This window comes from Thermococcus thioreducens (assembly GCF_002214545.1).
GTDB lineage: Archaea > Methanobacteriota_B > Thermococci > Thermococcales > Thermococcaceae > Thermococcus > Thermococcus thioreducens.
The window spans coordinates 1,089,946-1,113,413 of record NZ_CP015105.1 but is presented as its reverse complement, the minus strand read 5'-3'; the positions used below and the strand labels follow the sequence as shown (position 1 = coordinate 1,113,413).

The window sequence follows — 23,468 nt, the reverse complement described above, 5'->3', positions numbered from 1 at the left end:
GATAGCGGGCAACGGTTAAAAGGTCTTCCGCCCAACTACCTCTATGCGGCTCGCCGGCGTGCTACTCCTCTCGCTCCTCATAGTTTTGGCATCCGCCTGTCTTTCAAACGCTCCAGCAGAGAAAACCAGCACGACTTCGATCTCGTCCTCTTCCCGCTCCATACCTGAGACGACGTCTTCTCCTTTTCAGTTATCGCACACCTCCTTTCCGGTTCCATCGAACGCAACCTTCCCCAAAATAGCCCAGCAAAACGTAACACCAACGACTCAGACCACTCCAAAAGGTGAAGACTCAAGCCAAATCCAGGTTAAGGGAAGGCTGAACCTCTCCTCGGTTAGGGGCTGGGCGTACTGGCTCCAGAACGCGAGTCCGGAGGTTATAGCGAGGAGCGGCTTTGAGCTGGTTGTCATGGACTACTCAAGGGACGGGAGCGATGAGAGGGCCTACACGCGGGAAGAAATCGAGATGATTAAGAGGGCGGGGGTAATCCCCATAGCCTACATCAGCATCGGCGAGGCCGAGAATTACCGCTTCTACTGGAAAGAGGGGTGGAAAGAGAACTCTCCTGGATGGCTCGGGCCGGAGAATCCGGACTGGGAGGGCAACTACGCCGTCAAGTACTGGGAGGAGGGGTGGAAGCAAATCATCTTTAAGTACCTCGACAAAATCATCGCGCAGGGTTTTTCGGGCGTTTACCTCGACAAGGTCGATGAGTACTGGTTCTGGGCCAAGAACGGCTACAACGAGAGCTGGACGGCCAGGCAGATGATTGAGTTTATCCTGGAAATAGCGAACTACACACGCTCCAAGGCAGGACCGAGCTTCATAATAATTCCCCAGAATGGGGAGTATCTGCTCGAATACGACAATGGAACGCTCCTTGAGACGGTTTCGGGCTGGGCGAGTGAAGATGTCTTCTACGACGGCCTTGGGTCGAGTCCCTGGACGGGCGAAAAGGTTTCACTCCTTGATAGGGTTGTCAAGGCCGGAAAAGTCGTTCTGGTTGTGGACTACGTTGACGACGGGACAAGGGGCGAGGAAGACCTCGTGAGAATCCTCGACTTTATAGAAAAGGCCCAGGATAGGGGATACCTGCCTTATGCGGCCTTCGAGGGCAGGGAGCTCGATAGACTCGATGTGATTCCGGGGATTCAGCCTCCTACAGAAAAATAACCTTGACGGAATATGGGGCTTTTCTAAAATCTTCGTCCATTGTTACAATAGTTAGGTCCCTTGAAACTGCAACGGCACATTGATACGCATCGTCAAAATCCAATCCATACTTCTGGTGAAACTCGACGACCTTTTGGTACTCCGAATCAGAAAGCGTTACAATTTCGACGTTTGGAAGCGTGTCTTGGAGGAAGTCCAAGAAAACCTCAGCTCGTCCAAGCCTAAAAAGAACAACCCCTATCGAATGAAGGGTAAAATCGCTCATAACAAGTTCTCCTGGGTGTGAATTCAAGAATCGCTTTGCTATCTCTTTCTTTTCTTGACCGAGGAGAATCTCAAGGAAGACGTTCGTGTCAACCAGATACATCCTCCCGCCACTCCAAGGCCTTGTGCTGAAGTTCAACGGAGGTCATCTTAACGTCCTTCAGCTTTCCTTCCCATGTAAACTTAAATCCTCTAGCCTCTCGCTTTCCATATTTCTGAAGCAGGAATTCCGCGTAGTCTAAAAGCTCCCTCCGGGCCTCGGGTGGAAGCTTGGCAAATATTCTCTCCACCTCTTCCATTATCCCACCGCACCGTTCTTATCTTGTTACCCTTTAAATCCATTGCCCCGCAAACGCCATGACCAAAAGCGTCCCGGTCCTTGTTACCTCCGCAACCGCTCCAAGGCAGTCGCCGTTTATCCCGCCGAAGTTGCCGAGGGCAGCTTTGATGGCGTAGCCCCCGAAGGCCAGACCGAGGAGCGAGACCAGGGCATTTTGCTCGTAGACAACTACAGGGGCGAGGAGGATGGCGTAGAAAACGAGCCCGCCGAGGAGCTGGCCGTTGTCTATCTTCTCCATGAAGTACGCCCCAAGCCCCTGGCCGAGCGGTTTCTTTGTTGCCAGAGCGAGGAGCATGGCGAGCTTTGAGTTCAGCTCGGCTAACAAGAGCGCGTAGAAAGGAACGAGCCCGAGCGAGTAAACCTGCAGGAGCAGAACCATTACCACGGCAAAGAGGCCGGCTATACCTGTGTTTACGTCCTTCATGGCCTTTATCTTCCTCTCCCGCTCGCCCTTGACCATCACTCCGTCGGCAAAGTCCGCCAAGCCGTCAAGGTGAAGGAGGCCAATGGTGAAGTAAAGCGCGATAACCGCTAGGACGTTCGAGAGGGGAAGCCTTAAGTAGAGGACGAGCGTTGGGAGCGCTGAACTAACCAATGCAACGAGTGGAAAGGCCCAGAGCTCCTCGCGGGCTTTTTCGAAGTCGCCCTTGATTGGCACCCGTGTCAAGAACGGCAGGAGGTTCCTCATGGCCAGTCCGCCTCCGATTCGAAGAGCCTCGTCATGCAGCCCGCTATGAAGCCTCCGATGGCATCGTCCAAAAAGGGCGGTAGCTCCGCCAGAATCCCGGGCTTCCTTGTGTCGTAGTAGAAGAAGTTGAAGAGCGCCATCTTTCCACCTATGTATTCGGCGATGTTTATTCCAATCAGCTCGTCCGCCACTAAATTCACAGGGTCGCCTTCGACCGTGAAGTTCTCCTCAAGCAGGAGAGCGGAAAGAATTAATGCCTGAACGTTGATGTCGCTCAAATACTTCAGCATCAGCTCATGAAGTTCTTCTCGAATCTTTTCCCGCTCCTCACCTATGTAGAGCTCCAGAGCCGTGTCGAGCAGGGAGTCGAGGGTTATGCCTTTTGATTCGAGTTTTTTGAGGAAGATTTCTTCAGCCCTCATTCTCCCACCAGCCTAAACTTTAGCCAGTAATACCTCTCGCTTTCCTCAGTTGAGAACACCTCAAGGACAAAGCGTTCCTGGAAGAGAGGAGCTCTCAAAATGACCGTGTGGAACTCTCCCATCTCTCCAATCGGGTCAACGCTGGGATTTTTACGGAGGAAGAACTCCAGGTCATCAACCGAGCGGAAGGTGTAGCCAAGCCACTCTCTGTCGAGCTTCTCCTTGTTGACCGCAATCATCGCGTATTCAAAGCCAGCCTCAAGCATTTCAACGGCGAGCTCCCCCGTGTCCCGTTCCCAGAGGGGTTCAAATGGAGTCACACCGGCCTCACGGGCGAGACGCTCAACCCACCTCAGGTGATCCTCAAGCAGAACGTCTCCCGCTATGAGGTAATCAACGCCGAGAGAGCCTATGAACTCCGCCAAAGCTTCGCTTCCCTCCCCCATGTCGAAGGTGAGCAGTTCCTTTCCCATTGCTCCGGCGAGTGTTTCTAAAGCTCCGAGATTTTCCCGGTGGGGTGAAAGGCCTATTGTGGTTTTCAGCGTGAGCAGATAGGGGACTTTAATCCCTTTTCTCTCCGCAAGATGGACCGCGTAAAGCCCGTCCTTTCCACCGGAAAAGAATGCAATTCCCTCCTCGTGAGACATCGAACCACCAAACCTATAAACCCCCTGGACTTTTTATCCATTATGCTCCTGCCGTTTGAGAACCTCAAAAAGGTCGGTGGGGTCTACACAAACCCTGCCAATCTTAAAGTAATTCCGTTAGCCCTCCGCGACTGGAGGGATTTCCTGAGCTTGGACGAGAAGACCTACGGGGTCTACGCGAGGACGATATACAACCCGATGGAGAGATTCCTCGTCGTGAACGGGGAAGACGAGAGAAAAGCCCGGGAGCTGGAAGGCCTCTACCGCGAGCTCCTCAAAGACCCCCTACGGTTCTGCCGCGAGGAGTACTACCGCTATCAGCTCAGGGTGGGCGAGTTCGATGGCCTTCCCTTCGCCAACGGCTGGGCCGGTTCGGGGGTTGTCCTCGTTGGAGAGGCACCGGGAAGGAAGGGCTGCGGAAAGACCGGGATATGCTTCTACCGCGACGCCTCGGGCATGTTGCTTAGGAAGACGCTCTTCACTCTGGGCATCAACCCTGACTTTCTTTACATCACCAACGTTGTGAAGTGCAACCCGCCCGCTAACAGGTTGAGGGGCTTCGGCGAGGGCGAGCTTGAGCTACTCTCGATGGAACTTGAAGCCTTGAAGCCGAGGACCATCTTCGCGGTTGGCAGAACAGCGGAGAAGGCCCTGAAACGGCTCGGCTTTGAGTTCATGTACCTCAAACATCCGGCCTGGTACGTGCGGAGAGGAGTTAGAGAACCGAGCGAGGAGATGCTGGAGGAGTATTCCCCCATAAGGGAGGCCTCTGGAAAATGGAAGTTTTAGCCGTCTTTATTTTCGCATTACTATGGGACCTGCTCCTTGGAGAACCGCCGGGGTTAGTCCACCCTGTGGTGTGGTTCGGAAAGATGGCGGGCTTTCTTGACAAAAGGTGGGAAAGAAAAAGCCCTCTCCGGGATTTTCTCGCAGGGGCACTGGTTGCTCTCATCGTTGTCATCTTTGCCTTAGCTCTCTCGCTCCTCCCGTTCTACCTCACCTTCCCGCTCAACTATGCTCTGGCCGTTTACCTTCTCAAGGGCTCCTTTGCGATAAGAAGCCTTCACGAGCACGTCGCGAGGACGATAACTGGGGACATCGGGGAGAAGCGGAAGGCCGTCTCTATGGTAGTGAGCAGAGACACCAGAGCTCTCGATGAGGCCCACCTCAACTCCGCCTCAATAGAAAGCCTCGCCGAGAACCTCAACGACTCAGTAATCGCCCCGCTGTTCTACTTCCTCCTTTTTGGCCTCCCAGGGGCCTTAATCTACCGTGCGGTGAACACTTTGGATGCTATGCTCGGCTACAGGAACGAGCGCTATGAATATTTTGGCAAGTTTTCCGCCAGGTTGGATGACATCCTCAACTTCATTCCGGCCCGATTGACAGTTCTTCTCTACCTTCCTTTCGGTGGAAGAAAGGTTCTCCAGCACTACCGCCTCGCTAGGTTCAAACTCAACTCTGACAAACCCATCTCAGCGATGTCAGCCCTCCTCGGCGTCTGGCTGGAAAAACCCGGCATTTACCGCTTTCCAGGCAGGACTCCAGAGAACGATGATATCGGGCGAGCCCTAAGGGTTTATTGGTTCATCGTTGCTGAATGGATCGGAATTGTTGTTTTAATGCTGTTGCTGGGGGTGTTCCCATGCTTGAGCCCGTGAAGTTCTCAACCTACCACGGCGGGAGCAGGGAAGAAGGTTTGCTGGACTTCTCGGCCTCGCTGAATCCCTATGCTCCAGAGTGGCTCGACGAGATGTTTGAGCGCTCCAAAGAGATAAGCGACAGGTATCCTTACTACGAGAAGCTTGAAGAAGGGCTTGCCGAGCTGATAGGGGAACCTCTAACCCTAACGGCCGGCATCACCGAGGCGCTCTATCTAATCGGCATCCTCGCGCTCCGCGGAAGGAGGGTGATAATCCTCCACCACACCTACGGCGAGTACGAGCGCGTCGCCAGGATTTTCGGTGCAAGGATTGTGAAGGGCCCCAACGAGCCCGAGAAGCTGGCCGCATTTGTGGAAAAGGAAAGTGTCGTCTTCTTCTGCAACCCCAACAATCCCGAGGGGCGGTTCTACCGACCAAGGGAGCTCAGGCCCCTACTCGACGCCGTCGAGGATAAAGGGGCTCTTCTCGTCCTCGATGAGGCCTTCATAGACTTCGTGAAAGATGCCAAAAGTCTGGAAGGTGAGAACATCGTAAAGCTGAGGACGTTCACCAAGAGCTATGGCCTTCCCGGGATAAGGGTGGGCTACGTTCTCGGCTTTACTGAGTATTTTAGAAGCGTCCGGATGCCATGGAGCATAGGTTCCCTTGGCCTGGCCTTCCTTGAGTTCGTGATTGAGGACGGCTTCGAGCATCTGAGGAAGACGATGCCCCTAATCTGGCGGGAGAAGGAAAGGCTTGAGAGGGCTTTAAACGTCAAGAGCGACGCGAACTTCTTCATAAAGGACGTAGGTGACGCCAAAGAAACCGTCGAGGCCCTTAAGCGCAGGGGAATCCTCGTGAGGAACTGCACGAGCTTTGGACTACCTCGATACGTGCGGTTCAGTGTCAGAAAGCCAGAGGAAAACGAGAAGCTTATCGAAGCTTTTCGGGAGCTGGGGGTAAGGGTTTTAAATCTGAAGCCCACTTCATTTTTTCGGTGATGCCATGCACGAGCTCTACACGGTTTTGGCAGAATACTACGATGCCATTTACCGGAGGAGGGCAGAACGGGTTGGAGATGAGATTGACTTTGTGGAGGAGCTCTTCCGGAACGAAGCCGAACGAGAAGTAACGCGGGTTCTCGACCTCGCCTGCGGCACCGGAATTCCGACCCTTGAGCTCGCAAGGAGAGGGTACGAGGTTGTCGGTTTAGACCTCCACGAGGAGATGCTGACCGTCGCGAGAAGAAAGGCCGAAAGGGGAGGGCTTAGCGTCGAGTTCATTCAGGGGGACGCGTTGGAGGTTGATTTTGAGGAGGAGTTCGACGCGGTGACCATGTTCTTCTCCTCGATTACCTATTTCGATGATTCTGCAATTCAACAGTTATTTAATTCAGTGAAAAGAGCCCTCCGGCCAGGAGGGGTCTTTATAGCCGACTTCCCAGCATGGCACTACGGCGGGAGGGACGGCCCGATAGTCTGGGACGAGACGAAAGGAGATGAGAGGCTAGTCATAACCGACTGGCGAGAGGTCGAGCCGGCCTTCCAGAAGCTCCGCTTCAAGAGGCTGGTTCAAATAGTTAAGCCCGACGGGAGCGTTAGAGCCTTCATGGTGGACGACGAGCTCAACATCTACACCCCGAGGGAGATGAGACTCCTAGCTGGGAAGCATTTCAGGAAGGTCAAAATCTACGGAGATGGGCACGAGCTGAGCCCCAACGACAGGAGGTACTGGCTGGTGGCGATGAAATGATGCAACTTTGTGAAGTAACCTAATTTTAATTGCTGTTGTTTTGTTAATACTAATAGTAGAAAATTTTTTAAGACTTGAATTTGTTATCCTTATGAACAATATTGGAGGTGAACTCATGGGCTGGAAGCGGTTCCTTGTTCTAACCCTTGTGTTGCTCTTCTTTGGAATGATGGTCAGTGGAGCCAGTGCTACTGCCAGCTTCGTTAACGCGACGGTGAACAGTACGGCAACGCTACCCGGAGACCCCAGTCCGGAGAAAAGGCCTGGCGGTGAGATCCAGCCTGAGAATGTTGGTGCTGAGATTGTAGTAGAGAAATTCTTTGGTACATTTGTTCCGGGCATAGGATGGGTAGTGTTTATAAGCGGAGTTGTGTTGGCAATTTCAAAATATTTGTACTCCAAACCTGTTAGTGAGTTCACTGAAGCGTTCTATAAAGAACTTCCAGACAGAATTTCATACAATGGGCAAGAACTGGCAAAAGGAATCGAGAACAAGAACCGATGGGGGACTAAAGTAGAAATTGGATACGGCTATGTTAAAAAGAAGTGGTTTGGCCTCAAAAAGGAAACCGTCATAGTGAAGTCAGTTATAACAATAACCAGAGACGAAGTCAAGGCTGTCGAAGACTTATTCAGTCCGAAGGAGTATGGCAAACTCCTCGCACAAGCATACCTCAACGGATGGGACGCTAACGATGCTAAAAAGCTTGCAGAGGAGTTTGATAAGCAGTACCGGGGTTTCAGAGCGTATTTCAATGGGGCAAACCTCGATTGTGGAGTATTCGAAGGAGGAGATGTTATCATTGATGCAAAAGGGGCAAACCATATTATTGTTAACCATATCAAGAAAAAGCCTGGAAAAGATCAGTTCACTCACATTTCCGCCGTGGATCTTTTAAACGAACTGGGCAAGACTATAGAAAATCCATATAAAACTACATGTGGAGACATTGTTAACGGAAAACAGAGAATAGTACTTGTTAGATATTCCCCAAAGCTGGGAAAGAAAGTGGTAGTAGTGATTGAGAGAATCAAGTGGGGGATGTACCGGATAGTTACGGCATTCCCACCATCTTCAGGGAGATACTGAGGGGGAGGTGATTTCAATCTTTGCTTTTTCCTTCTTCCTCCAAGATGGAGACAGGGGATTCCCCGTGCTGGTGCTTGAGGATGGGCCGGTTTTCATCAGCGAAACCCCGGTGACGCTGGATGAATTCATGAGCTCCCTAAAGGCACTCCAATCGATGGAGAATCTGCCGGGGAGGCTCTGGGATCTGAGGATAAGGGCAGAAGGAAGGGGGTTTTGTCTGATCCTGCCAGATGGCAGGGAAATGCAGACTTCCCTAAGCAAGTTCGATAGAACAGTTCGAAAATCCCTGGAGAACGTCCAAGAGGTTCTCAACAATAAACCTGTGCGGATGGAGTGGCTCAGGTTCAAGCTAAAGCCGCCTTCACCTGAAGTGCTTGAGATGTTCGGTGAACCTGAGGACGTTATGGATGAGTACGAAATTCAAGTTTACGGGAGCACGTACATACTGGAGGCGTTCGTTAATCTCGAGGGGTATGTTAAGGAGCTTAAACTTCTCAAGGCTTTCGTTGCGGACGAAAACCTCCCTGGAGAGAAGTGGCGGATCAAATGGGACATTGATGGTGAAATCAAACGGTTATCTTCTAGAGAGGCACAAAAGCCAGAGAGACTGGGTCTTCTTCAGGAATTGACCGGACTTAAAAAGCTCTCGACAGGGGCAGTTCCTCCATTCGTGCGCTTCACCCTTTCAACCTATGATCCCTTTGAAGTTCTCTACGCGGCAAAATTAGAGAAGGACTTTTTGCTGGCATTCGTCCTGTATTCCGGTATGGCCGTCAAAGTCCCAAAGAATGTCCTCCTAAGGGCCATTGATGAGGCCATCAGAGATGCGGAAAGGGAACTCGAAAGACTGAAGGCTTAACTCCATCTAAGTCCCCTCCAAAAATCTGAAACCCGTCATAGTGAAGTCAGTTATAACAATAACCAGAGACGAAGTCAAGGCTGTCGAAGACTTATTCAGTCCGAAGGAGTATGGCAAACTCCTCGCACAAGCATACCTCAACGGATGGGACGCTAACGATGCTAAAAAGCTTGCAGAGGAGTTTGAGAAGGAATACAAGAACTTTAATGTAAAGTTCAGGGGAAGATACGCCTGCGGCGGCTACTTCCCGGAAGGAGACGTCATCATTGACAATGAAGGGGCAACACACATAATTGAAAGACACATTAAAAAGGGAATGTACGATTACAAATCGAAATTCGAACAGATAACCGCCAAGCAGCTCCTCCAAATGCTCAAAGAGACCATGGAAGGTGGAAGGCCATATTGCCCCGGATCCAGTAAAAAATACAGAAAACTCGCATTGGAAAAGCATTACTCTGGAATGAGGCTAAAAACAAGTTGAGGGTTATTCAATGGAAAGACGGCACGTATCGTATTGTTACAGCGTTTCCAGTGGATAGATGAGTTGCACCGAATTTTTATTTTTTAAGCACCTGAATTGACGATCATGGGAGGGGGATTATGGAGGATTTCGAAGTTCAATTCAAATTTTATGGGGGTTATGAAAAGTTTGAAAAATTAGGAAAGGAAATCATAGAACGCGGGATTAATAAAGGGGACAGCCATGAACTGATTATCACTAAATGTTTAGAGGAATATGAAGTGTGGATGTTTTACAGGAGAAACGAAATATTCCAGGCAACAGTTAACTTCGAGGTGTTTCTTTTAGACCTCACTGCGCTCGCTTTTTATGCTGTTTTGAGTGATATACCCAGAGAGGTTGATTTCAATGGCATGATGCTCAAGAACGTACATGACATTCCAGAATGGTTAACGGAAGATGTGGAGATTCTTAAAGAGATTCTAAAGGGAAGACCCGAGATTTTAACTTTGACCCCTGTTTTTTACTCGGTTTTTGGGAGTTATGATCCTACGGTTCCAATGTTTGCTTTCAAGAAAATAGATACTTTATACTTAATTAGTATCCCCTACAAGCAAGTTGCAGAGTTGGAAACCGAAATATTTGCAGGATACGTAGCAGGGATAGTAAAAACGGCACTTGGAGAGCTCAGCGGCTACATTCCGCTGTTCGAAGAACATGGGATTAGCGAATACACGAGTCTAATAAATGACGTTGAGGAGGCCTGGAAGCTATTAAGCAGAAGAATTCTGAAGGAACCCTAAAGTAAATCTCAAAATTTTAAAGAGAAAGACCAGAGGGTGGTTCTAATGCCGGTTAAGTTCTCGGTTGATCTCACTCTCGAAGAGTTAGAGGAATCCGAGGGATTTGGTGCTGAGATTGAGGTTGAGATTAACGGGAAAGAGTTTGTATTGGCACTCTGCTACATTGTGCAGGCCCTGGCGGCAATGCTCGCTACAGTAACCTTTGCAGTCTCGTCATGCGATGAAATCCCCTACGTGCTTGAAAAGTTCGAGGAGGACGAGAGGTGGGTGATAAGAAGGAACTGCAGGGACGGGAAACTCAGGGTGGGTTTCGGCACTTACGAGCCTGTCTCTCCAGTGGTGTTTAGGAAGGAGGGCGATTACCTGCTCATTGAGGCCTTCGAGGATGGACGATTTATTGGCAGGGAGAGGGTCGAAGTCAGGGAGTACGTGAAAGCCGCCCTGGAATTCCTCAAGGAGTACCTGAAGGGAACCAGGGATGAGGCTTACCTGACAGGACTCGAGAGGGTTAAAGAGCTCGTGCGGAAGAGCAAGTACAAGGACGTGCTCAGAGACTAAGACCGTGGAATGCTCTATAACATGGGACAAGCTCATCTCCGGGAATGGGTCCCTCTGAGAGCTCTTTAACCCCAAACTTTTTAAACCTCGGGCTCATTTCTATACCCTGGTGGTGCCTATCGTCCACCGTAACGCTGATTTCACCCTTTGAATCCCATACGTTCCGCGCTTCTTGGTTAGCCCTTACTCCGGCACCACCGGCGTTGCTAAGATTTTTAAGCCGCCCTTCTGAGGGTAACCCATCTTCAAAAAACAGAAAGGGTGATGCCCATGCTTCCTAAGACCTACGACCCGAACGAGATTGAGCCGAAGTGGCAGAAGTTCTGGCTTGAGGAGAAAATCTACAAGTACGAGCTCGATGAGAAAAGACCGAGCTACGCGATAGACACCCCGCCCCCGTTCACGAGCGGAACGCTCCACCTCGGTCACGTGCTCAGCCACACCTGGATCGACATCATAGCGAGATATAAGAGAATGACCGGCTACAACGTGCTCTTCCCCCAGGGCTTTGACAACCACGGCCTCCCGACTGAGCTGAAGGTCGAAAAGGAGTTCGGAATCAGCAAAGACCAGCCGGAGAAATTCCTCCAGAAGTGCGTCGAATGGACCTGGCAGGCCATTGAGGCGATGAGAAACCAGTTCATTAGGATTGGCTATTCCGCCGACTGGGACCTTGAGTACCACACGATGGACGACTGGTACAAGGCTGCCGTGCAGAAGTCCCTCCTTGAGTTCTACGAGAAGGGCATGCTCTACCGCGACAAGCACCCGGTCTACTGGTGTCCAAGATGCAGGACAAGCCTCGCCAAAGCGGAGGTTGGCTACGTCGAGGAGGACGGCTACCTCTACTACATCAAACTCCCCTTAGCTGACGGCTCCGGCTACGTCCCCATAGCCACCACGAGGCCCGAGCTGATGCCTGCCTGTGTCGCTGTGTTCGTCCACCCGGACGACGAGCGCTACAAAGACGTGGTAGGTAAGAAGGTTAAGCTCCCGATATTCGAGAGGGAAGTGCCTGTTATAGCCGATGAGGACGTTGACCCCGAATTTGGAACCGGTGCGGTCTACAACTGTACCTACGGCGACGAGCAGGACGTCGTCTGGCAGAAGCGCTACAACCTGCCGGTTATCATAGCAATCAACGAGGACGGCACAATGAACGAAAACGCCGGGCCGTACAAGGGGCTGAAAACCGAGGAGGCGAGGAAGGTAATAGCCGAGGACCTCGAAAAGATGGGCCTGCTATATAAGAAGCAGAAGGTCCACCATCGCGTGCTGAGGCACACCGAGAGGAGCTCCTGTATGGCGCCCATCGAGCTGCTCCCCAAGACCCAGTGGTTCATCAGGGTGAAGGACTTCACGGACGAGATAGTGAAGGTCGCGGAGGAGATCAACTGGTACCCCGAGGACATGTTCTTGAGGCTTAAGGACTGGGCCGAGAGTATGGACTGGGACTGGGTCATCAGCAGACAGAGGGTCTTTGGAACGACGCTCCCGTTCTGGGTCTGCAAGAACGGCCACGTGGTTCCGGCGAGGGAAGAAGACCTTCCGGTTGACCCGCGCTTTGACAAACCTCCGGTCGAGAAGTGTCCGGTCTGCGGTGCCGAGCTTGAGCCCGTCACGGACGTCCTCGACTGCTGGATAGACTCAAGCATAACCCCGCTCATCATAACCCGGTGGCACGAGGCCATCAAGGGCGACGAAGAGGCCAAGCGCTGGTTCGAGCACAACTTCCCGACCGCGCTCAGGCCGCAGGGGACGGACATCATAAGGACGTGGGCCTTCTACACGATATTCAGAACCTATAAGCTAACCGGCGAGAAGCCCTGGGATGACGTCCTCATCAACGGAATGGTGGCCGGCCCGGACGGAAGGAAGATGAGCAAGAGCTACGGCAACGTCGTCGCCCCTGACGAGGTCATCCCGAAGTACGGCGCCGATGCGCTCCGCCTCTGGACCGCCCTCGCTCCGCCCGGAGAGGACCACCCGTTCAAGTGGGAGATCGTCGACTACAACTACAGGTTTTTGCAGAAGGTCTGGAACATCTACCGCTTCGCCGAGCGTCATCTGGTAGATTTTGACCCGAGCAGCGCTCCGGAGGAGCTTGAGCCGATCGACCGCTGGATACTCAGCAGGCTCCACAGGCTGATAAAGTTCGCCGCCGAGGAGATGGAGCGCTACCGCTTCAACCTGCTCACCAGAGAGCTGATGACCTTCGTCTGGCATGAGGTGGCCGACGATTACATCGAGATGATCAAGTACCGCCTCTACGGCGACGACGAGGAGAGCAAGCTGAAGGCGAAAGCGGCACTCTACGAGCTGCTTTACAACGTGATGCTCCTCCTCGCTCCGTTCGCGCCGCACATAACTGAGGAGCTCTACCAGGAGATGTTCAAGAGGCACGTTGGTGTCAAGAGCGTGCACCTCCTCGAGTGGCCGAAGTACGATGAGGGCAGGATAAGCGAGGAGGCCGAGAGGCTCGGAGAGCTCGCCCGCGAGATAGTCGGTGTCATGAGGCGCTACAAGAACAGCCACGGCCTCGCTCTGAACGCCAAGCTCAAGCACGTGGCCATCTACGCCACCGATTCCTACGAGGCCCTGAAGGCCATCGAGAAGGACATCGCCGGAACCATGAACATCGAGAAGCTGGAGATAATCCAGGGCGAGCCGGAACTTGAGGAGCGCATCATTGAGATAAAGCCCAACTTCAGGACTGTTGGCCCGCGCTACGGCAAGCTCGTGCCGAAGATCACCGCCTACCTCAAGGAGAACGCGGAAGAGGTTGCAAGGGCCCTCAAAGAGGCCGGAAAGGTCGAGTTTGAGGTGGAAGGCCAGACGGTCGAGCTGGGCAAGGAGGACATCGTGCTCAGGAAGGCAGTGTTCAGCGAGGGCGAAGAGGTCGAGACGGCAGTCGTTGGGGATGCCGTTGTGGTGTTCTTCTGAGCCCTTTTATTTTTGCATTTTGAGATATACCTCCACAAGTAAATCCTGATCATCTTTCATAAAAATTCTAAGACCAGATAATTTCTTGATACCTCCAGATAATTCTGCTTCGATGCGATTCCTAATGCTTCTCGCAATTGAATACAAAATTATCTCATCATTTTCACAATAAATCCCATAGTTTTTTAGAGTAATTGTGAAATCTGGTTTTCTACTAATTGCTTTCACCGAATTAAGTCCAAATTTGTTGATTAAGAGCTTCTCTAGTTTTTCTATGCAAGTTCTAATATCATCTTTCTCGTAAGTTTTTACCTTGTAACGTATATACTCTCTAATAGTGGGTTTGGCTAAAATAGTCCCATTTAGGTTTTTTTCGAATTGGACAAGATACATGCTACACTCGGGAATGTATCTTCTAAGCAAAAGCTTATTTTTAAGTCTCAATGCCCAAAGGAGCCATTCCCACCTTTTTATCCAGCTATCTAAACTTATAATGGGTAATTTCTGGTCGAGAACATAATATTTACCGTTTATCATGACTGCAACGGCAACATGGTTTGGAAGCGTGAGGAAGTAAACCTCAGGATAAGAATTAAAAAGCAATGCAGCTGTAAGCTTTGCATAATCCCTGCATACTGCCAGCCGATAATCTAGGATTATACTAATAGGTAGACTTGGTTTAATCGTATGGTAAACTAACTTAAACATTTTCTTAAGCTTCTTAGGGGGGCTCTGACGCTCTTGTGCTACAAGATTATAATAGTTATAAGGTAGCATAAAACACAAAAATACAACAAGGAAGGTGCAAATGAGTATGCTGATAAGTCCAAATAACAAAAATGCCTTCTTTGATAATGAGGACAGATATGGGACATTGATCACGCTAAAAAAGAGAGTCACAAGAACAAAAATAATGATTATCAAAAATATCATTATCCCGCTAGCGGCCCAATATCTCTCTTTCCAGTACTGTATATTTCGTTCCTGCCATTCTAATAAGTTTGTGAGTGTTTCTGCCTCAGAATTCCCACTTAGACGCTGATAAATCGCAGTTACATATTGGACGTCCTGAAGTGTTGGCAGAGAAGTCTCAATGGGATTCTTTCTGACTTTCATTATTACGATGTAACATAAAATGAATATTTTAAGTTAACCCTCCTATTGAGCAGGAATGGGCTCAGCAGTTATAGCACAGCATCGCGGCCTTTTTGAGCAGAATCACCCTGTAAAGCTTTCCGTTTATTATCCTCGCGCTGGATATCTTGTTGAGGTGGTGTATCCTCTTCCTCTCAAGCGCTATTAAGTCCAGCTCCCTCAGCACCTTCACGAAGTCCTCCCAGCGGATTTTGAGCCACTTGGAGTATTCATCGAAAAGCTCCTTCTCGACGACCCTGTAGGTCTTGCCGCTCACCTTGTACCTGATGACCCTCTTTGGCAGTTCCTTCCTCAGGCGCCAGCGGGCGTGGAGGGGTTCTTGAAACTCGTAAACTGCCTCGTCCATCGACTTTCCTTCCACCATCATCTTGAGGATTATCCCCAGAATCCGGTTTATCCTGTCGGGGACGCCGACGATGTCGCCTTTGAGAACGATCTTCCTTCTGCGTACCCTTATTCCAGCCCTCTCAAGCTCTTCTCCTATCTTGGGCGTGGTCTTCTTCTTGTTCCCACCGGTGTCGACGATGCCGCCGATTATAAAGGCCCCGACGTCGAAATCCTTCTCGCTCAGAACCTCCTCCGCCCAGGGATCGAGGAGAACAACCTCGTCGATGCCCTTTTCCTTCAGAAAATCCGCCGTCGGTCCGGCGTAGGTTGTTATCCTCCCGATAGGGCCGTGGAACATGGATTTAAACTCGTCATTCGCCCACGTTACTGCCAGCTCACGACCTGTGAAGTAGTCCCTCAGAAGGCCGTAGCTCTGGCTCACCTGGAGGCATATCTTCCCCTTCTCCTTCTGGGTGTGCCTGTCCCAGTGGTAGAGGTCGATTATGAAGTAGGGCCACTCCGGGAGCTTTGCCTTCAGCTCTTCGGGTGTTAAAACAGGCTCGAACTTCTCCATCATGCACAGGGGAGCGTAGGCGTAGTAAGAGCCTTCAACGCGGTTGCCGTTCAGATCCCACGCAACGGCGGTCTTCTCCGGGACGCGGAATACTGCCCCCTTTCCGTTGATTATCTCCACTGCCACGTCCTGGAGCTTGTTCTTTGACTTTCTAAAGCGCTTTGAGAGCACCCCGAAGCTCTCGATCCCCTTCTCCCCCAGTGCCTCCCTGAAAACATCGGCGAGCGTCTTCATGGCCATCGGTTGAGGGTCGGGCGGGGGTTTAAAAAGTTTGCCGGGGGCTTTCCCTCAGACGAAAGATTTTTAAACGCTCTCCCTTCCCTAATATCGAGCCCCGGTGGTGTAGCCCGGTCAAACATGCGGGCCTTTCGAGCCCGCGCCCCGGGTTCAAATCCCGGCCGGGGCACCATAAGAAACTTTTGCCAAGGCTCTTCTGGATTCAAAACTCTTTGCCGGATCATTTAAATGCAGTGGGATAGAGTGATAGCTATGCTCGCGGTCAGAGTCCCCAAATGGGAAGCTGAGAAAGTCAGAAGAAAACTCATCGAACTCGGCGTCTTGGCGAAAGGATACGCCGTCAGAAGAGAGGGCGAGTTCGTACTCTTCCCCGTCACAGAGCCGGTTGAGGGCTTTGAGCTCGTTGAGGCCGACTTTGAGAGGGTTGGGAGAAGGCCCCACAGCTACCGCGAGGTCGTTGAGGTTCCGGATGAAGTTAGACCGCTCCTCCCGAGCTCCTTTGACGTCATCGGCGACCTCGCGATAATCGAGCTACCTGAAGAGCTGATGTCCTATGGAAAAGCTATCGGAGATGCCATCCTCAGGGTTCATCGGCACATAAAGGCCGTCTTCGCCAAGGGGGGCAGAGTTTCCGGGGAATACCGCATTAGGGAGCTGGTTCACCTCGCCGGTGAGAGGAGGACTGAAACCCTCCACCGCGAGAACGGGATAAGGCTCAAGCTCGACGTTGCAAGGGTTTACTTCTCCCCCCGCCTGGCCACGGAGCGGATGAGGATTTTCGAGAAGACCCGGCCGGGGGAGATTATATTTGATATGTTCGCCGGCGTCGGGCCATACGCGGTGCTCTTAGCTAAGAAGGCAGAGCTCGTCTTCGCCTGTGACATCAACCCCTGGGCGGTTCGCTACCTTGAGGAGAACATCCGGCTGAACAAGGCTGACAACGTCGTGCCCGTCCTCGGCGACGTTCGAAAGGTGGCGGGCAAAGTGGAGGCCGACCGGGTGATAATGAACCTCCCCAAGTTCGCCGACCGCTTTCTGAGGGAGGCAATGCTGAGCGTTAGGGATGGGGGAGTTGTCCACTACTACGGCTTCGGCCCGGAGGAAGACCTGTTCTCCGAGCACGAGGCAAGGATTAAGGCGGTAGCGAGAGAGCTGGGCTTTGGGGTTGAATTCTTGGAGGAAAGAAAAGTCCGCCCCTACGCGCCGAGGCAGTTCAACATAGCGATTGACTTCAGGGTTTTAAAGTAGTGTTTTGCTGAGAAAACAGGCTTTAAAAGGAAGTTGTTTTCCCGATAAAACACCCAAAAGGTTAGAAAAGGGAAAATTCACTTCCCCGCTATCTTCACGTTCTCGAACTTCACGAAGGGCGTTATGATGGTGGTCATGAAGGGCATTACGGTCTGCTCCTTCGTTACCTCAGTGGCGCTCTTCAGCAGTTCGTAGACGTTGCCGGCTATGAGGAAGACGCTGGAGCCGACGACTTCGCCGTCCTCGATGAGGAACGCCGGGTTTGCTGTTACCGCGAAGTTCCCGTTGTCGGGGTTGCTTGAGTGCGCACCTTGGAAGCCGTCCACGAAGTAGCCGTGCTCGATTTCCGCTATGACCTCCTCCAGCGGGCGCTTACCGTTCTCTATGACCATGCTGTGGAAGCCTATGTTTATGCCACCGCTCCTTATGTCCCTCTTGCCGTTTCCGGTGCTCTCGGTGCCGTGGACTTTGGCCCAGTAGTTGTCCCAGACGAAGCCCTTGAAGGTCCCCTTCTCGATGAGGACGTTCTTCCTCGTTGGCACTCCCTCACCATCGGCTATAACCGGCTGTATGGAGAGCTCGTGGAACGGGTCGTCGTATATCGTGAGCACGTCGCTGGCTATCTTCTCTCCTACCTTCCCTGCCAGCGGTGTCGTTTCTTTAACCAGGCGCTCACCGCTGAAGGCTGGGAAGAGAGCGTAGCTGAAAAGTCCAGCAATCGCCCATGGGCCGAGGATTATTGGAACCTCCTCGTTTTTGCTGGCCTTGACGCTGTAGGCCCACTTGACTTTCTGGACGGCCCTTTCAACGACCCCCTCAACGTCGAGGTCTAAGCTGCGCTTCGCGTCGAAGTCAAAAATGCCGGGCGTTACGACGTCACCCTTCCTTCCCACCAGCTCCAGGAACAGAAACGCCGCACCGCCCTCCTGGGAAACGTCTACCCCGTGGGAGTTGACGATGTGCCTCTCCTCCCACGAAACGCCGCCCTCCCCGCCTGCAACTACAACGTGCTCATCCTTCTCACGGGCGAGCTTTATGCCGCGGACGAGCATCTCAACGAGCCCGTCAGGTGAAGCATCCTTCAGCTCGTAGTTGGGCTTTGGTCCCTCACGGTACTTCCCCGGCTCCGGAAGGGAGACCCACTTCTCGTCGGGGCTGTTGAGCCTCGCCATCTTGGCCGCCTGCTCTATGGCCTCCATTATCCTGGGGGGTTCGTCGCTGTCGACTATCGCCAGACCGAGGCGCTTGTCCTTGATTCCTCGGATTATGGTAAGGGCTCCGCTCCTCGTGGAGGCCATTGAAATCTCGTTCAGCTCGACGCTTGCGCTGACGTCCTTGGAGCGGTAAACGGCGATCTCCAGCTCATCGAAAAACTTCTCACCGTACCGTATCAGTTCCTCCATCTTCACCACCTCACCCGATGAGGATTTCCCCGTCAAAGCGCATGTGCGGGCCGCCTGAGCTGACGAAGGCCGTCTGTCCCTTTCCGCAGAAGCCGACCTCAAGTCCGAAGTCCTTGCCTACAGCGCTTATCTTCTTCAGCGCCTCGATGGCAACTCCAGTGATTGAGGTGTCCCTTATCGGCTCTGCTATCTCACCATTCCTGATGACGTAGCCCTCCTGGACACCAACTTGGAATGCTGAGTTAAGCTGGGCCTGGCCGCCGCGGAAGTCAACGACGTAGTAGCCGAACTTGATGTCCTCGATGAGCTCCTCGAAGGAGTGGTCGCCGGGCTCGAATATAGTGTTTCTCATTCTAATTATCGGCGGGTAGCGGTAGCTCTCGGCCCTGGCATGGCCGTTCGGCTCCATGCCCCACTTGTGGGCGTATTCCCTGTTCAGCATTATCTCCTTGAGGATTCCGTTCTCGATGATGTGGATGTCCCTCACGGGGACGCCCTCGTCATCATAGCGGTCGTTCCCAAAGCCGCCTTCAACGTAGCGCTCGCTCATCGTGACGTACTCCGGGGCAATCTGCTTGCCGATGAGGTCCTTGAAGGGCGAGTTTATGGTCAGGTCAGCCTCTGCGAGGTGGCCAAGAGCTTCGTGCGCTATTATTCCAACGACAATCGGGCCGGCTACAATCGGCCACTCGCCGCGCTTCGGGGCTATTCCTTTCAGCTGGCTGTGCATCTTTCTGAGAATTCTTTCGGTGACCTTCTCGTTTGGCTCGTGCTCCGTCATGAGCTCCCAGCCGTAGTCCACCGCACCTATGCTGTCCCTCGCCATGGCCAGCTTTCCATCGGCCTTTCCGGTGACGTAAGTTCCCTGGTAGAGGTAGTTGTAGTCCCACTCTATCCTTGTACCTTCGTTGGTGAGGAGGAGCTTTTTGCCACCGCCGTCCTCGTAGCGTATCTGGACACTCTTAACGGCCTTGTCATCCTTGAGGAACTTTTCCAGCTCCCTCAGGTGGGCAACCTTCTCCTCGATGTCCACTTCCTTCGGCTTGACCTTCATCCTGCTCTTCACGAAGTCCTCGACCGGCTTTATCTCGGCCAGCTCTATCTTTTCCTTCTTGGTCTCCGCTGCCGCTTTGGCCAGCTTGTAGGCCTCCTCGATCTTCCTCTCAAGATTGCTGAGGTCGCTGGTCGAGGCGAAGCCCCACGCACCGTTGGCCAGAACCCTTATCGCAACGCCCCTGTTCAGCTTCCCTGTAAAGCTGGTAAAAACGCCATCTTTGAGGGCGAGGGTCGTCTTTCTCAGGTTCTCGTACCGGAGCTCTATGTAATCCGCTTTCAGGTTTTCCTCCGCCCAGCGGAGGGCTTTCTCCAGCGCTTCCATGGTCACCACCGTTTCTATCTGTTCACTGATGAATCGCGGGCTGGGTATAAAAGTCTTTTGAGCCTTTCGATGTGGGTCGAAAGGATAAAGCTTTTCAACTCTGGGAGCTATCTATCTCGGGGATGCAGGATGAAAGCCAAAATCAAGAACCTCATCGACCGCGGGACTTACAGGAAGCTCCCTCTCTTCGAAGGAGAGCTCCCTGAGGGAAGCTACGCCCAGATAGTTGAGGTCAAGCCAAAGCAGACCGTCAAAAAGCACTATCACGAAAGGCAGTACGAGCTGTTCTACATAATAAGCGGCGAGGCGAGGCTCGGCATCGGGGAGAGGGAGCACCTCGCCAAACCGGGCGACATCTTCCTTGTCAAGCCAAAGATCGTGCACTGGGTAATCAACGAGCGGGATGAACCGTTCAGGCTCTTCGTGGTCAAGCTGAACTACTACGGCGATGACTCAGTCTGGCTGGAGGAGTAAGGATGACCGAGAGGGTCATAGGCATCCTCGGCGGCATGGGGCCTTTGGCGACAGTTGAGCTCTTCAGGAGGATAGTGGAGAAGACGCCGGCAAAGCGCGACCAGGAGCATCCAAAGATAATCATCTACAACAACCCGAAGATACCTGACAGGACGGCATTTATCCTCGGGAAAGGGGAAGACCCGAGGCCGGAGCTGGTAGCCAGTGCCAGGAAGCTCGAGAGCTGGGGGGCTGATTTTATAATAATGCCATGCAACACAGCGCACTTCTTTGCTGAAGACATCCAGAGGGCTATAAAGGTTCCCCTTGTCAGCATGGTGGAAGCAACTGCCGAGAGAATAGCAAAAATGGGTCTCAAGAAGGTCGGTCTCCTTGCGACCGACGGGACAGTGAGGGGCGGGGTTTACGAAGGCCCTCTTGCCAGGAGGGGGATAAAGCTGGTCGTTCCAAGCGAAGGGGATCAAAGGCTTGTTATGGAAGCCATCTACGAAGGTGTGAAGGCCGGAAAGCTGGAGTTTGGAAGGAGGCTCCTTCTTGAGGTGGCGGAGAGGCTCCAGCCCCGGGTTGATGGGATAATAGCCGGCTGCACTGAGGTCAGCGTTGCCCTGAGACCCGGAGACCTAAAGGTGCCCCTGATCGACCCGCTCGACGTGATAGCCGAGAAGGCCCTGAAGCTTGCCCTTGGGCTTGAGGCCCTCTAAATCCACCCTTTTCTCCTGAAGTAGGCGAGCATTCCCACAGCTATAGTGAGCATCAGCAGAAGCACGAAGGGATAACCATATTTCCAGTAAAGCTCGGGCATGTATCGGAAGTTCATTCCGTAGAGGCCTGTTATGAAGGTCAGCGGGATGAATATCGTTGAGACCACAGTCAGGATTCTGATTATGTCATTGGTCTTCATCGAGATGGTTGAGTAGTAAAGCTCGACGAGGCTGTTGGCGAGCTCGCGCTGGCCTTCGAGTATCTCCAGAACCTCAAGGACGTGGTCGTGGAGCTCTTCAATACAGCTCCGGGTTTCCCGCTCAAAGAACTCCTTTGCCTCCAGCTGGAGCCTTCTGAAGGCCTCCAGCAGGGGGAAGATCGTGCGGCGCATGAAGAGGATTTCCCTTCTGAGGCCGTGTATCTTTCGGAGAACGTTTTCGTCCCCCCTTGAGAGTATCTGTGCTTCAAGCTCTTCCATTCTGGAGCTTATGCGCTCGATTATCGGCACGTAGTTTTCCACTATTGCCTCAAGGAGAGCGAACAGCAGGTAATCTGCCCCCCGATCCCGCAGGAGCCCTTCACCTTCCCTTATGCTTTCTCTGACCGGGTCGAAAACATCACCCCGCCTCTCCTGAACGGTAACCACCAGATTGTCCTTCAGCAGAAGGCCTATCCGCTCCCTCTTCAGCCCACCCTCTATCTCGTACACCTGATGGAGAAGAAGGAACAGGTAGTCCGGGAACACAAAGACCCTGGCACGGGAGCTTGCTCTCCTGAGGTTCTTCATCGGACGCTCGTGAATTCCCAGGGCATCCATCACCTCGGGGATGAGCGACGGTGTGTCAACGTTCACCCAGATGACGTTGTATCCTTCAACGCTCAGGGCTTCCCCCACGCTGGAGACTTCATGCTGACGAATTTGTCCTTTGAATAGGCGATGACTGTTATTCTGGAGACATTGGAGTCATCGGTCATTCTACCACCTCACCCTCCAGCGAGAAGGGCCGTCGATGTTGGAAAGGATTCCCATGGACTTCACCCGAAAGAAGTAGGACAGTTGGTGAGTTATAGTTTTCGGAAACCGCAACCCCTTAAAACCCTCCCGCGAATTTAACCCGGTGGTGAGCATGGAGATAGGCCTCGTTGGAAAGCCAAATGTAGGAAAGTCAACTTTCTTCTCGGCGGCAACCCTTGTCGATGTCCAGATTGCCAATTATCCCTTCACAACGATAAACGCTAACGTCGGTGTTACCTACGCCATAGCGGAGCATCCATGCAGGGAACTCGGCTGCACGCCGAACCCTCAGAACTATGAATACAGGGACGGAAAGGCACTGATTCCGATAAAGATGATAGACGTTGCCGGTCTCGTCCCGGGGGCGCATGAGGGACGTGGGCTGGGCAACAAGTTCCTCGACGACCTGAGAATGGCCTCCGCTCTGATACACGTGGTTGACGCTACCGGAAAGACCGACGCGGAGGGACAGCCCACCGACCACCACGACCCCGTTGAGGACATCGAGTTCCTTGAGAGGGAAATAGACTACTGGATATACGGCATCCTCAGGAAGAACTGGGAGAAGTTCGCGAAGAGGATAAAGCTTCAGCACCTCAAGCTTGCCCAGGCTATAGCCGACCAGCTGACCGGGATAGGAGTTACGGAGGAGGATGCGTTTGAGGCTATCCATAAGCTCGGCCTCGACAACGACCCGACGAAGTGGAGCGATGAGGACCTTTTCGCCTTCGTCCGCGAGCTGAGAAAGATAAACAAGCCGATTATCATAGCGGCCAATAAGGCCGACGCGGCGGCCGATGCCCAGATAGAGCGCCTGGTAAGGAAGGGCAGGAGCAGGGGTTACATAGTCATCCCCACGAGCGCGGCGGCGGAGCTTACCCTGAGGAAGGCCGCCAAGGCGGGCTTCATAGACTACGTCCCCGGTTCGAGCGACTTCAAGATCCTGAAGCCAATGAGTGGAAAGCAGGAAAAGGCCCTTCAGCTGATAAAGGAGAAGGTTCTCGACCGCTTTGGCTCTACCGGGATCCAGCAGGTAATCAACACTGCCGTATTTGAGCTCCTAAACCTGGTTCCCGTTTACCCGGTCGAGGACGAGCACAAGCTCACTGACGGGTTCGGCAACGTTCTGCCCCACGTCCACCTGCTCCCAAAGGGGTCAACGCCCCGCGACCTGGCCTACAAGGTGCACACCGACCTGGGGAAGACCTTCCTCTACGCAGTCAACGCGAGAACCCACAGGCGCGTCGGAGACGACTACGAGCTGGAGTTCAACGACATAATCAAGATAGTCGCGACGGCTCGCTGAGGC

At 52.7% G+C, this 23,468-nt stretch carries 25 protein-coding genes and 1 tRNA gene; 16 read left to right on the top strand and 10 right to left on the bottom strand.

Annotated elements, in window-relative coordinates; genetic code table 11:
* The first annotated feature begins 43 nt into the window (after positions 1–43).
* Positions 44–1,174, top strand: coding sequence for an MJ1477/TM1410 family putative glycoside hydrolase (locus A3L14_RS06105; RefSeq protein WP_055429407.1), 1,131 nt, complete (start codon positions 44–46; stop codon positions 1,172–1,174).
* Here A3L14_RS06105 and A3L14_RS06100 read toward each other — a convergent pair.
* From A3L14_RS06100 to A3L14_RS06080, 5 genes are read right to left on the bottom strand one after another with little or no spacing between them, the layout of a single operon-like run.
* Entirely contained in the window at positions 1,161–1,541 is a 381-nt protein-coding gene (locus A3L14_RS06100; protein ID WP_055429408.1) for a type II toxin-antitoxin system VapC family toxin, read from the bottom strand. The two genes, A3L14_RS06105 and A3L14_RS06100, sit on opposite strands and share 14 nt — an antisense overlap.
* Positions 1,528–1,737: a DUF2281 domain-containing protein gene (locus tag A3L14_RS06095; RefSeq protein ID WP_055429409.1), complete on the bottom strand. Its 210-nt coding sequence runs from the start codon at positions 1,735–1,737 to the stop codon at positions 1,528–1,530. The genes A3L14_RS06100 and A3L14_RS06095 overlap by 14 nt, the downstream gene beginning before the upstream one ends.
* A 33-nt stretch (positions 1,738–1,770) precedes the next feature.
* Positions 1,771–2,466: an adenosylcobinamide-GDP ribazoletransferase gene (gene cobS / locus A3L14_RS06090; protein WP_055429410.1), complete on the bottom strand. Its 696-nt coding sequence runs from the start codon at positions 2,464–2,466 to the stop codon at positions 1,771–1,773.
* On the bottom strand, positions 2,463–2,888 hold the full coding sequence (gene cobZ / locus A3L14_RS06085) for an alpha-ribazole phosphatase CobZ (protein ID WP_055429411.1): 426 nt from the start codon (positions 2,886–2,888) through the stop codon (positions 2,463–2,465). The genes cobS and cobZ overlap by 4 nt, the downstream gene beginning before the upstream one ends.
* Positions 2,885–3,535: a PAB0415 family putative ATP pyrophosphatase gene (locus A3L14_RS06080; protein ID WP_055429412.1), complete on the bottom strand. Its 651-nt coding sequence runs from the start codon at positions 3,533–3,535 to the stop codon at positions 2,885–2,887. Before A3L14_RS06080 ends, cobZ begins: the two co-directional genes overlap by 4 nt.
* Before the next feature lie 42 nt (positions 3,536–3,577).
* Here A3L14_RS06080 and A3L14_RS06075 point away from each other — a divergent pair, with 42 nt between their 5' ends.
* The 10 genes from A3L14_RS06075 (at position 3,578) to A3L14_RS06030 (ending at position 13,646) form a co-directional block, all read left to right on the top strand.
* Positions 3,578–4,324 carry a uracil-DNA glycosylase family protein gene (locus A3L14_RS06075; protein ID WP_055429413.1) on the top strand — a complete coding sequence of 249 codons (747 nt, stop codon included), beginning with the start codon at positions 3,578–3,580 and terminating at the stop codon, positions 4,322–4,324.
* Positions 4,312–5,196: an adenosylcobinamide-phosphate synthase CbiB gene (cbiB, locus tag A3L14_RS06070; RefSeq protein ID WP_055429414.1), complete on the top strand. Its 885-nt coding sequence runs from the start codon at positions 4,312–4,314 to the stop codon at positions 5,194–5,196. The genes A3L14_RS06075 and cbiB overlap by 13 nt, the downstream gene beginning before the upstream one ends.
* The gene (locus A3L14_RS06065; protein ID WP_055429415.1) at positions 5,181–6,179 is read left to right on the top strand and encodes an aminotransferase class I/II-fold pyridoxal phosphate-dependent enzyme; all 999 of its coding nucleotides are present in this window, start codon (positions 5,181–5,183) and stop codon (positions 6,177–6,179) included. Before cbiB ends, A3L14_RS06065 begins: the two co-directional genes overlap by 16 nt.
* A 4-nt stretch (positions 6,180–6,183) precedes the next feature.
* Positions 6,184–6,930 carry a class I SAM-dependent methyltransferase gene (locus A3L14_RS06060; RefSeq protein WP_055429416.1) on the top strand — a complete coding sequence of 249 codons (747 nt, stop codon included), beginning with the start codon at positions 6,184–6,186 and terminating at the stop codon, positions 6,928–6,930.
* Between the two features lie 115 nt (positions 6,931–7,045).
* Positions 7,046–8,020 carry a hypothetical protein gene (locus A3L14_RS06055; RefSeq protein ID WP_055429417.1) on the top strand — a complete coding sequence of 325 codons (975 nt, stop codon included), beginning with the start codon at positions 7,046–7,048 and terminating at the stop codon, positions 8,018–8,020.
* A gap of 64 nt (positions 8,021–8,084) precedes the next feature.
* A complete protein-coding gene (locus A3L14_RS06050) occupies positions 8,085–8,879 on the top strand; it encodes a hypothetical protein (protein ID WP_232473286.1) in 795 nt (264 codons plus the stop codon).
* 40 nt (positions 8,880–8,919) lie between these two features.
* Positions 8,920–9,363, top strand: a complete 444-nt coding sequence (locus A3L14_RS06045; RefSeq protein ID WP_055429419.1) for a hypothetical protein — start codon at positions 8,920–8,922, stop codon at positions 9,361–9,363.
* Positions 9,364–9,482: 119 nt separating this feature from the next.
* Positions 9,483–10,145 carry a hypothetical protein gene (locus tag A3L14_RS06040; protein ID WP_055429420.1) on the top strand — a complete coding sequence of 221 codons (663 nt, stop codon included), beginning with the start codon at positions 9,483–9,485 and terminating at the stop codon, positions 10,143–10,145.
* 45 nt (positions 10,146–10,190) lie between these two features.
* A complete protein-coding gene (locus A3L14_RS06035; protein ID WP_074631218.1) occupies positions 10,191–10,703 on the top strand; it encodes a hypothetical protein in 513 nt (170 codons plus the stop codon).
* 270 nt (positions 10,704–10,973) lie between these two features.
* Complete coding sequence (locus A3L14_RS06030; protein WP_055429423.1) at positions 10,974–13,646, top strand: valine--tRNA ligase; 2,673 nt, start codon at positions 10,974–10,976, stop codon at positions 13,644–13,646.
* Positions 13,647–13,652: 6 nt separating this feature from the next.
* Here A3L14_RS06030 and A3L14_RS06025 read toward each other — a convergent pair whose 3' ends face one another.
* Both A3L14_RS06025 and trm10 read right to left on the bottom strand, forming a co-directional pair.
* The gene (locus A3L14_RS06025; RefSeq protein WP_055429424.1) at positions 13,653–14,762 is read right to left on the bottom strand and encodes a transglutaminase-like domain-containing protein; all 1,110 of its coding nucleotides are present in this window, start codon (positions 14,760–14,762) and stop codon (positions 13,653–13,655) included.
* A 61-nt stretch (positions 14,763–14,823) separates the two neighbouring features.
* Positions 14,824–15,936: a tRNA (guanine(9)-/adenine(9)-N1)-methyltransferase gene (gene trm10 / locus A3L14_RS06020; RefSeq protein ID WP_055429442.1), complete on the bottom strand. Its 1,113-nt coding sequence runs from the start codon at positions 15,934–15,936 to the stop codon at positions 14,824–14,826.
* A gap of 97 nt (positions 15,937–16,033) precedes the next feature.
* Here trm10 and A3L14_RS06015 point away from each other — a divergent pair.
* Both A3L14_RS06015 and trm5b read left to right on the top strand, forming a co-directional pair.
* Positions 16,034–16,111 (top strand) — tRNA-Glu (locus tag A3L14_RS06015).
* 80 nt (positions 16,112–16,191) lie between these two features.
* On the top strand, positions 16,192–17,187 hold the full coding sequence (trm5b, locus tag A3L14_RS06010) for a tRNA (guanine(37)-N1)-methyltransferase Trm5b (protein WP_055428852.1): 996 nt from the start codon (positions 16,192–16,194) through the stop codon (positions 17,185–17,187).
* A gap of 77 nt (positions 17,188–17,264) precedes the next feature.
* Here trm5b and A3L14_RS06005 read toward each other — a convergent pair whose 3' ends face one another.
* Both A3L14_RS06005 and A3L14_RS06000 read right to left on the bottom strand, forming a co-directional pair.
* Positions 17,265–18,590, bottom strand: a complete 1,326-nt coding sequence (locus tag A3L14_RS06005) for a TldD/PmbA family protein (protein WP_055428851.1) — start codon at positions 18,588–18,590, stop codon at positions 17,265–17,267.
* Positions 18,591–18,600: 10 nt separating this feature from the next.
* Positions 18,601–19,968: a TldD/PmbA family protein gene (locus A3L14_RS06000; RefSeq protein WP_074631220.1), complete on the bottom strand. Its 1,368-nt coding sequence runs from the start codon at positions 19,966–19,968 to the stop codon at positions 18,601–18,603.
* A 129-nt stretch (positions 19,969–20,097) separates the two neighbouring features.
* Between A3L14_RS06000 and A3L14_RS05995 the strand changes: the two genes are divergently transcribed.
* Positions 20,098–20,442, top strand: coding sequence for a cupin domain-containing protein (locus A3L14_RS05995; RefSeq protein ID WP_055428850.1), 345 nt, complete (start codon positions 20,098–20,100; stop codon positions 20,440–20,442).
* Positions 20,443–20,444: 2 nt separating this feature from the next.
* Positions 20,445–21,143, top strand: a complete 699-nt coding sequence (cuyB, locus tag A3L14_RS05990) for a cysteate racemase (RefSeq protein ID WP_055428849.1) — start codon at positions 20,445–20,447, stop codon at positions 21,141–21,143.
* Here cuyB and corA read toward each other — a convergent pair.
* Complete coding sequence (gene corA, locus A3L14_RS05985) at positions 21,140–22,039, bottom strand: magnesium/cobalt transporter CorA (protein ID WP_232473284.1); 900 nt, start codon at positions 22,037–22,039, stop codon at positions 21,140–21,142. The two genes, cuyB and corA, sit on opposite strands and share 4 nt — an antisense overlap.
* A gap of 232 nt (positions 22,040–22,271) precedes the next feature.
* Here corA and A3L14_RS05980 point away from each other — a divergent pair, with 232 nt between their 5' ends.
* Positions 22,272–23,465 carry a redox-regulated ATPase YchF gene (locus tag A3L14_RS05980; RefSeq protein WP_055428848.1) on the top strand — a complete coding sequence of 398 codons (1,194 nt, stop codon included), beginning with the start codon at positions 22,272–22,274 and terminating at the stop codon, positions 23,463–23,465.
* Positions 23,466–23,468: the final 3 nt, after the last annotated feature.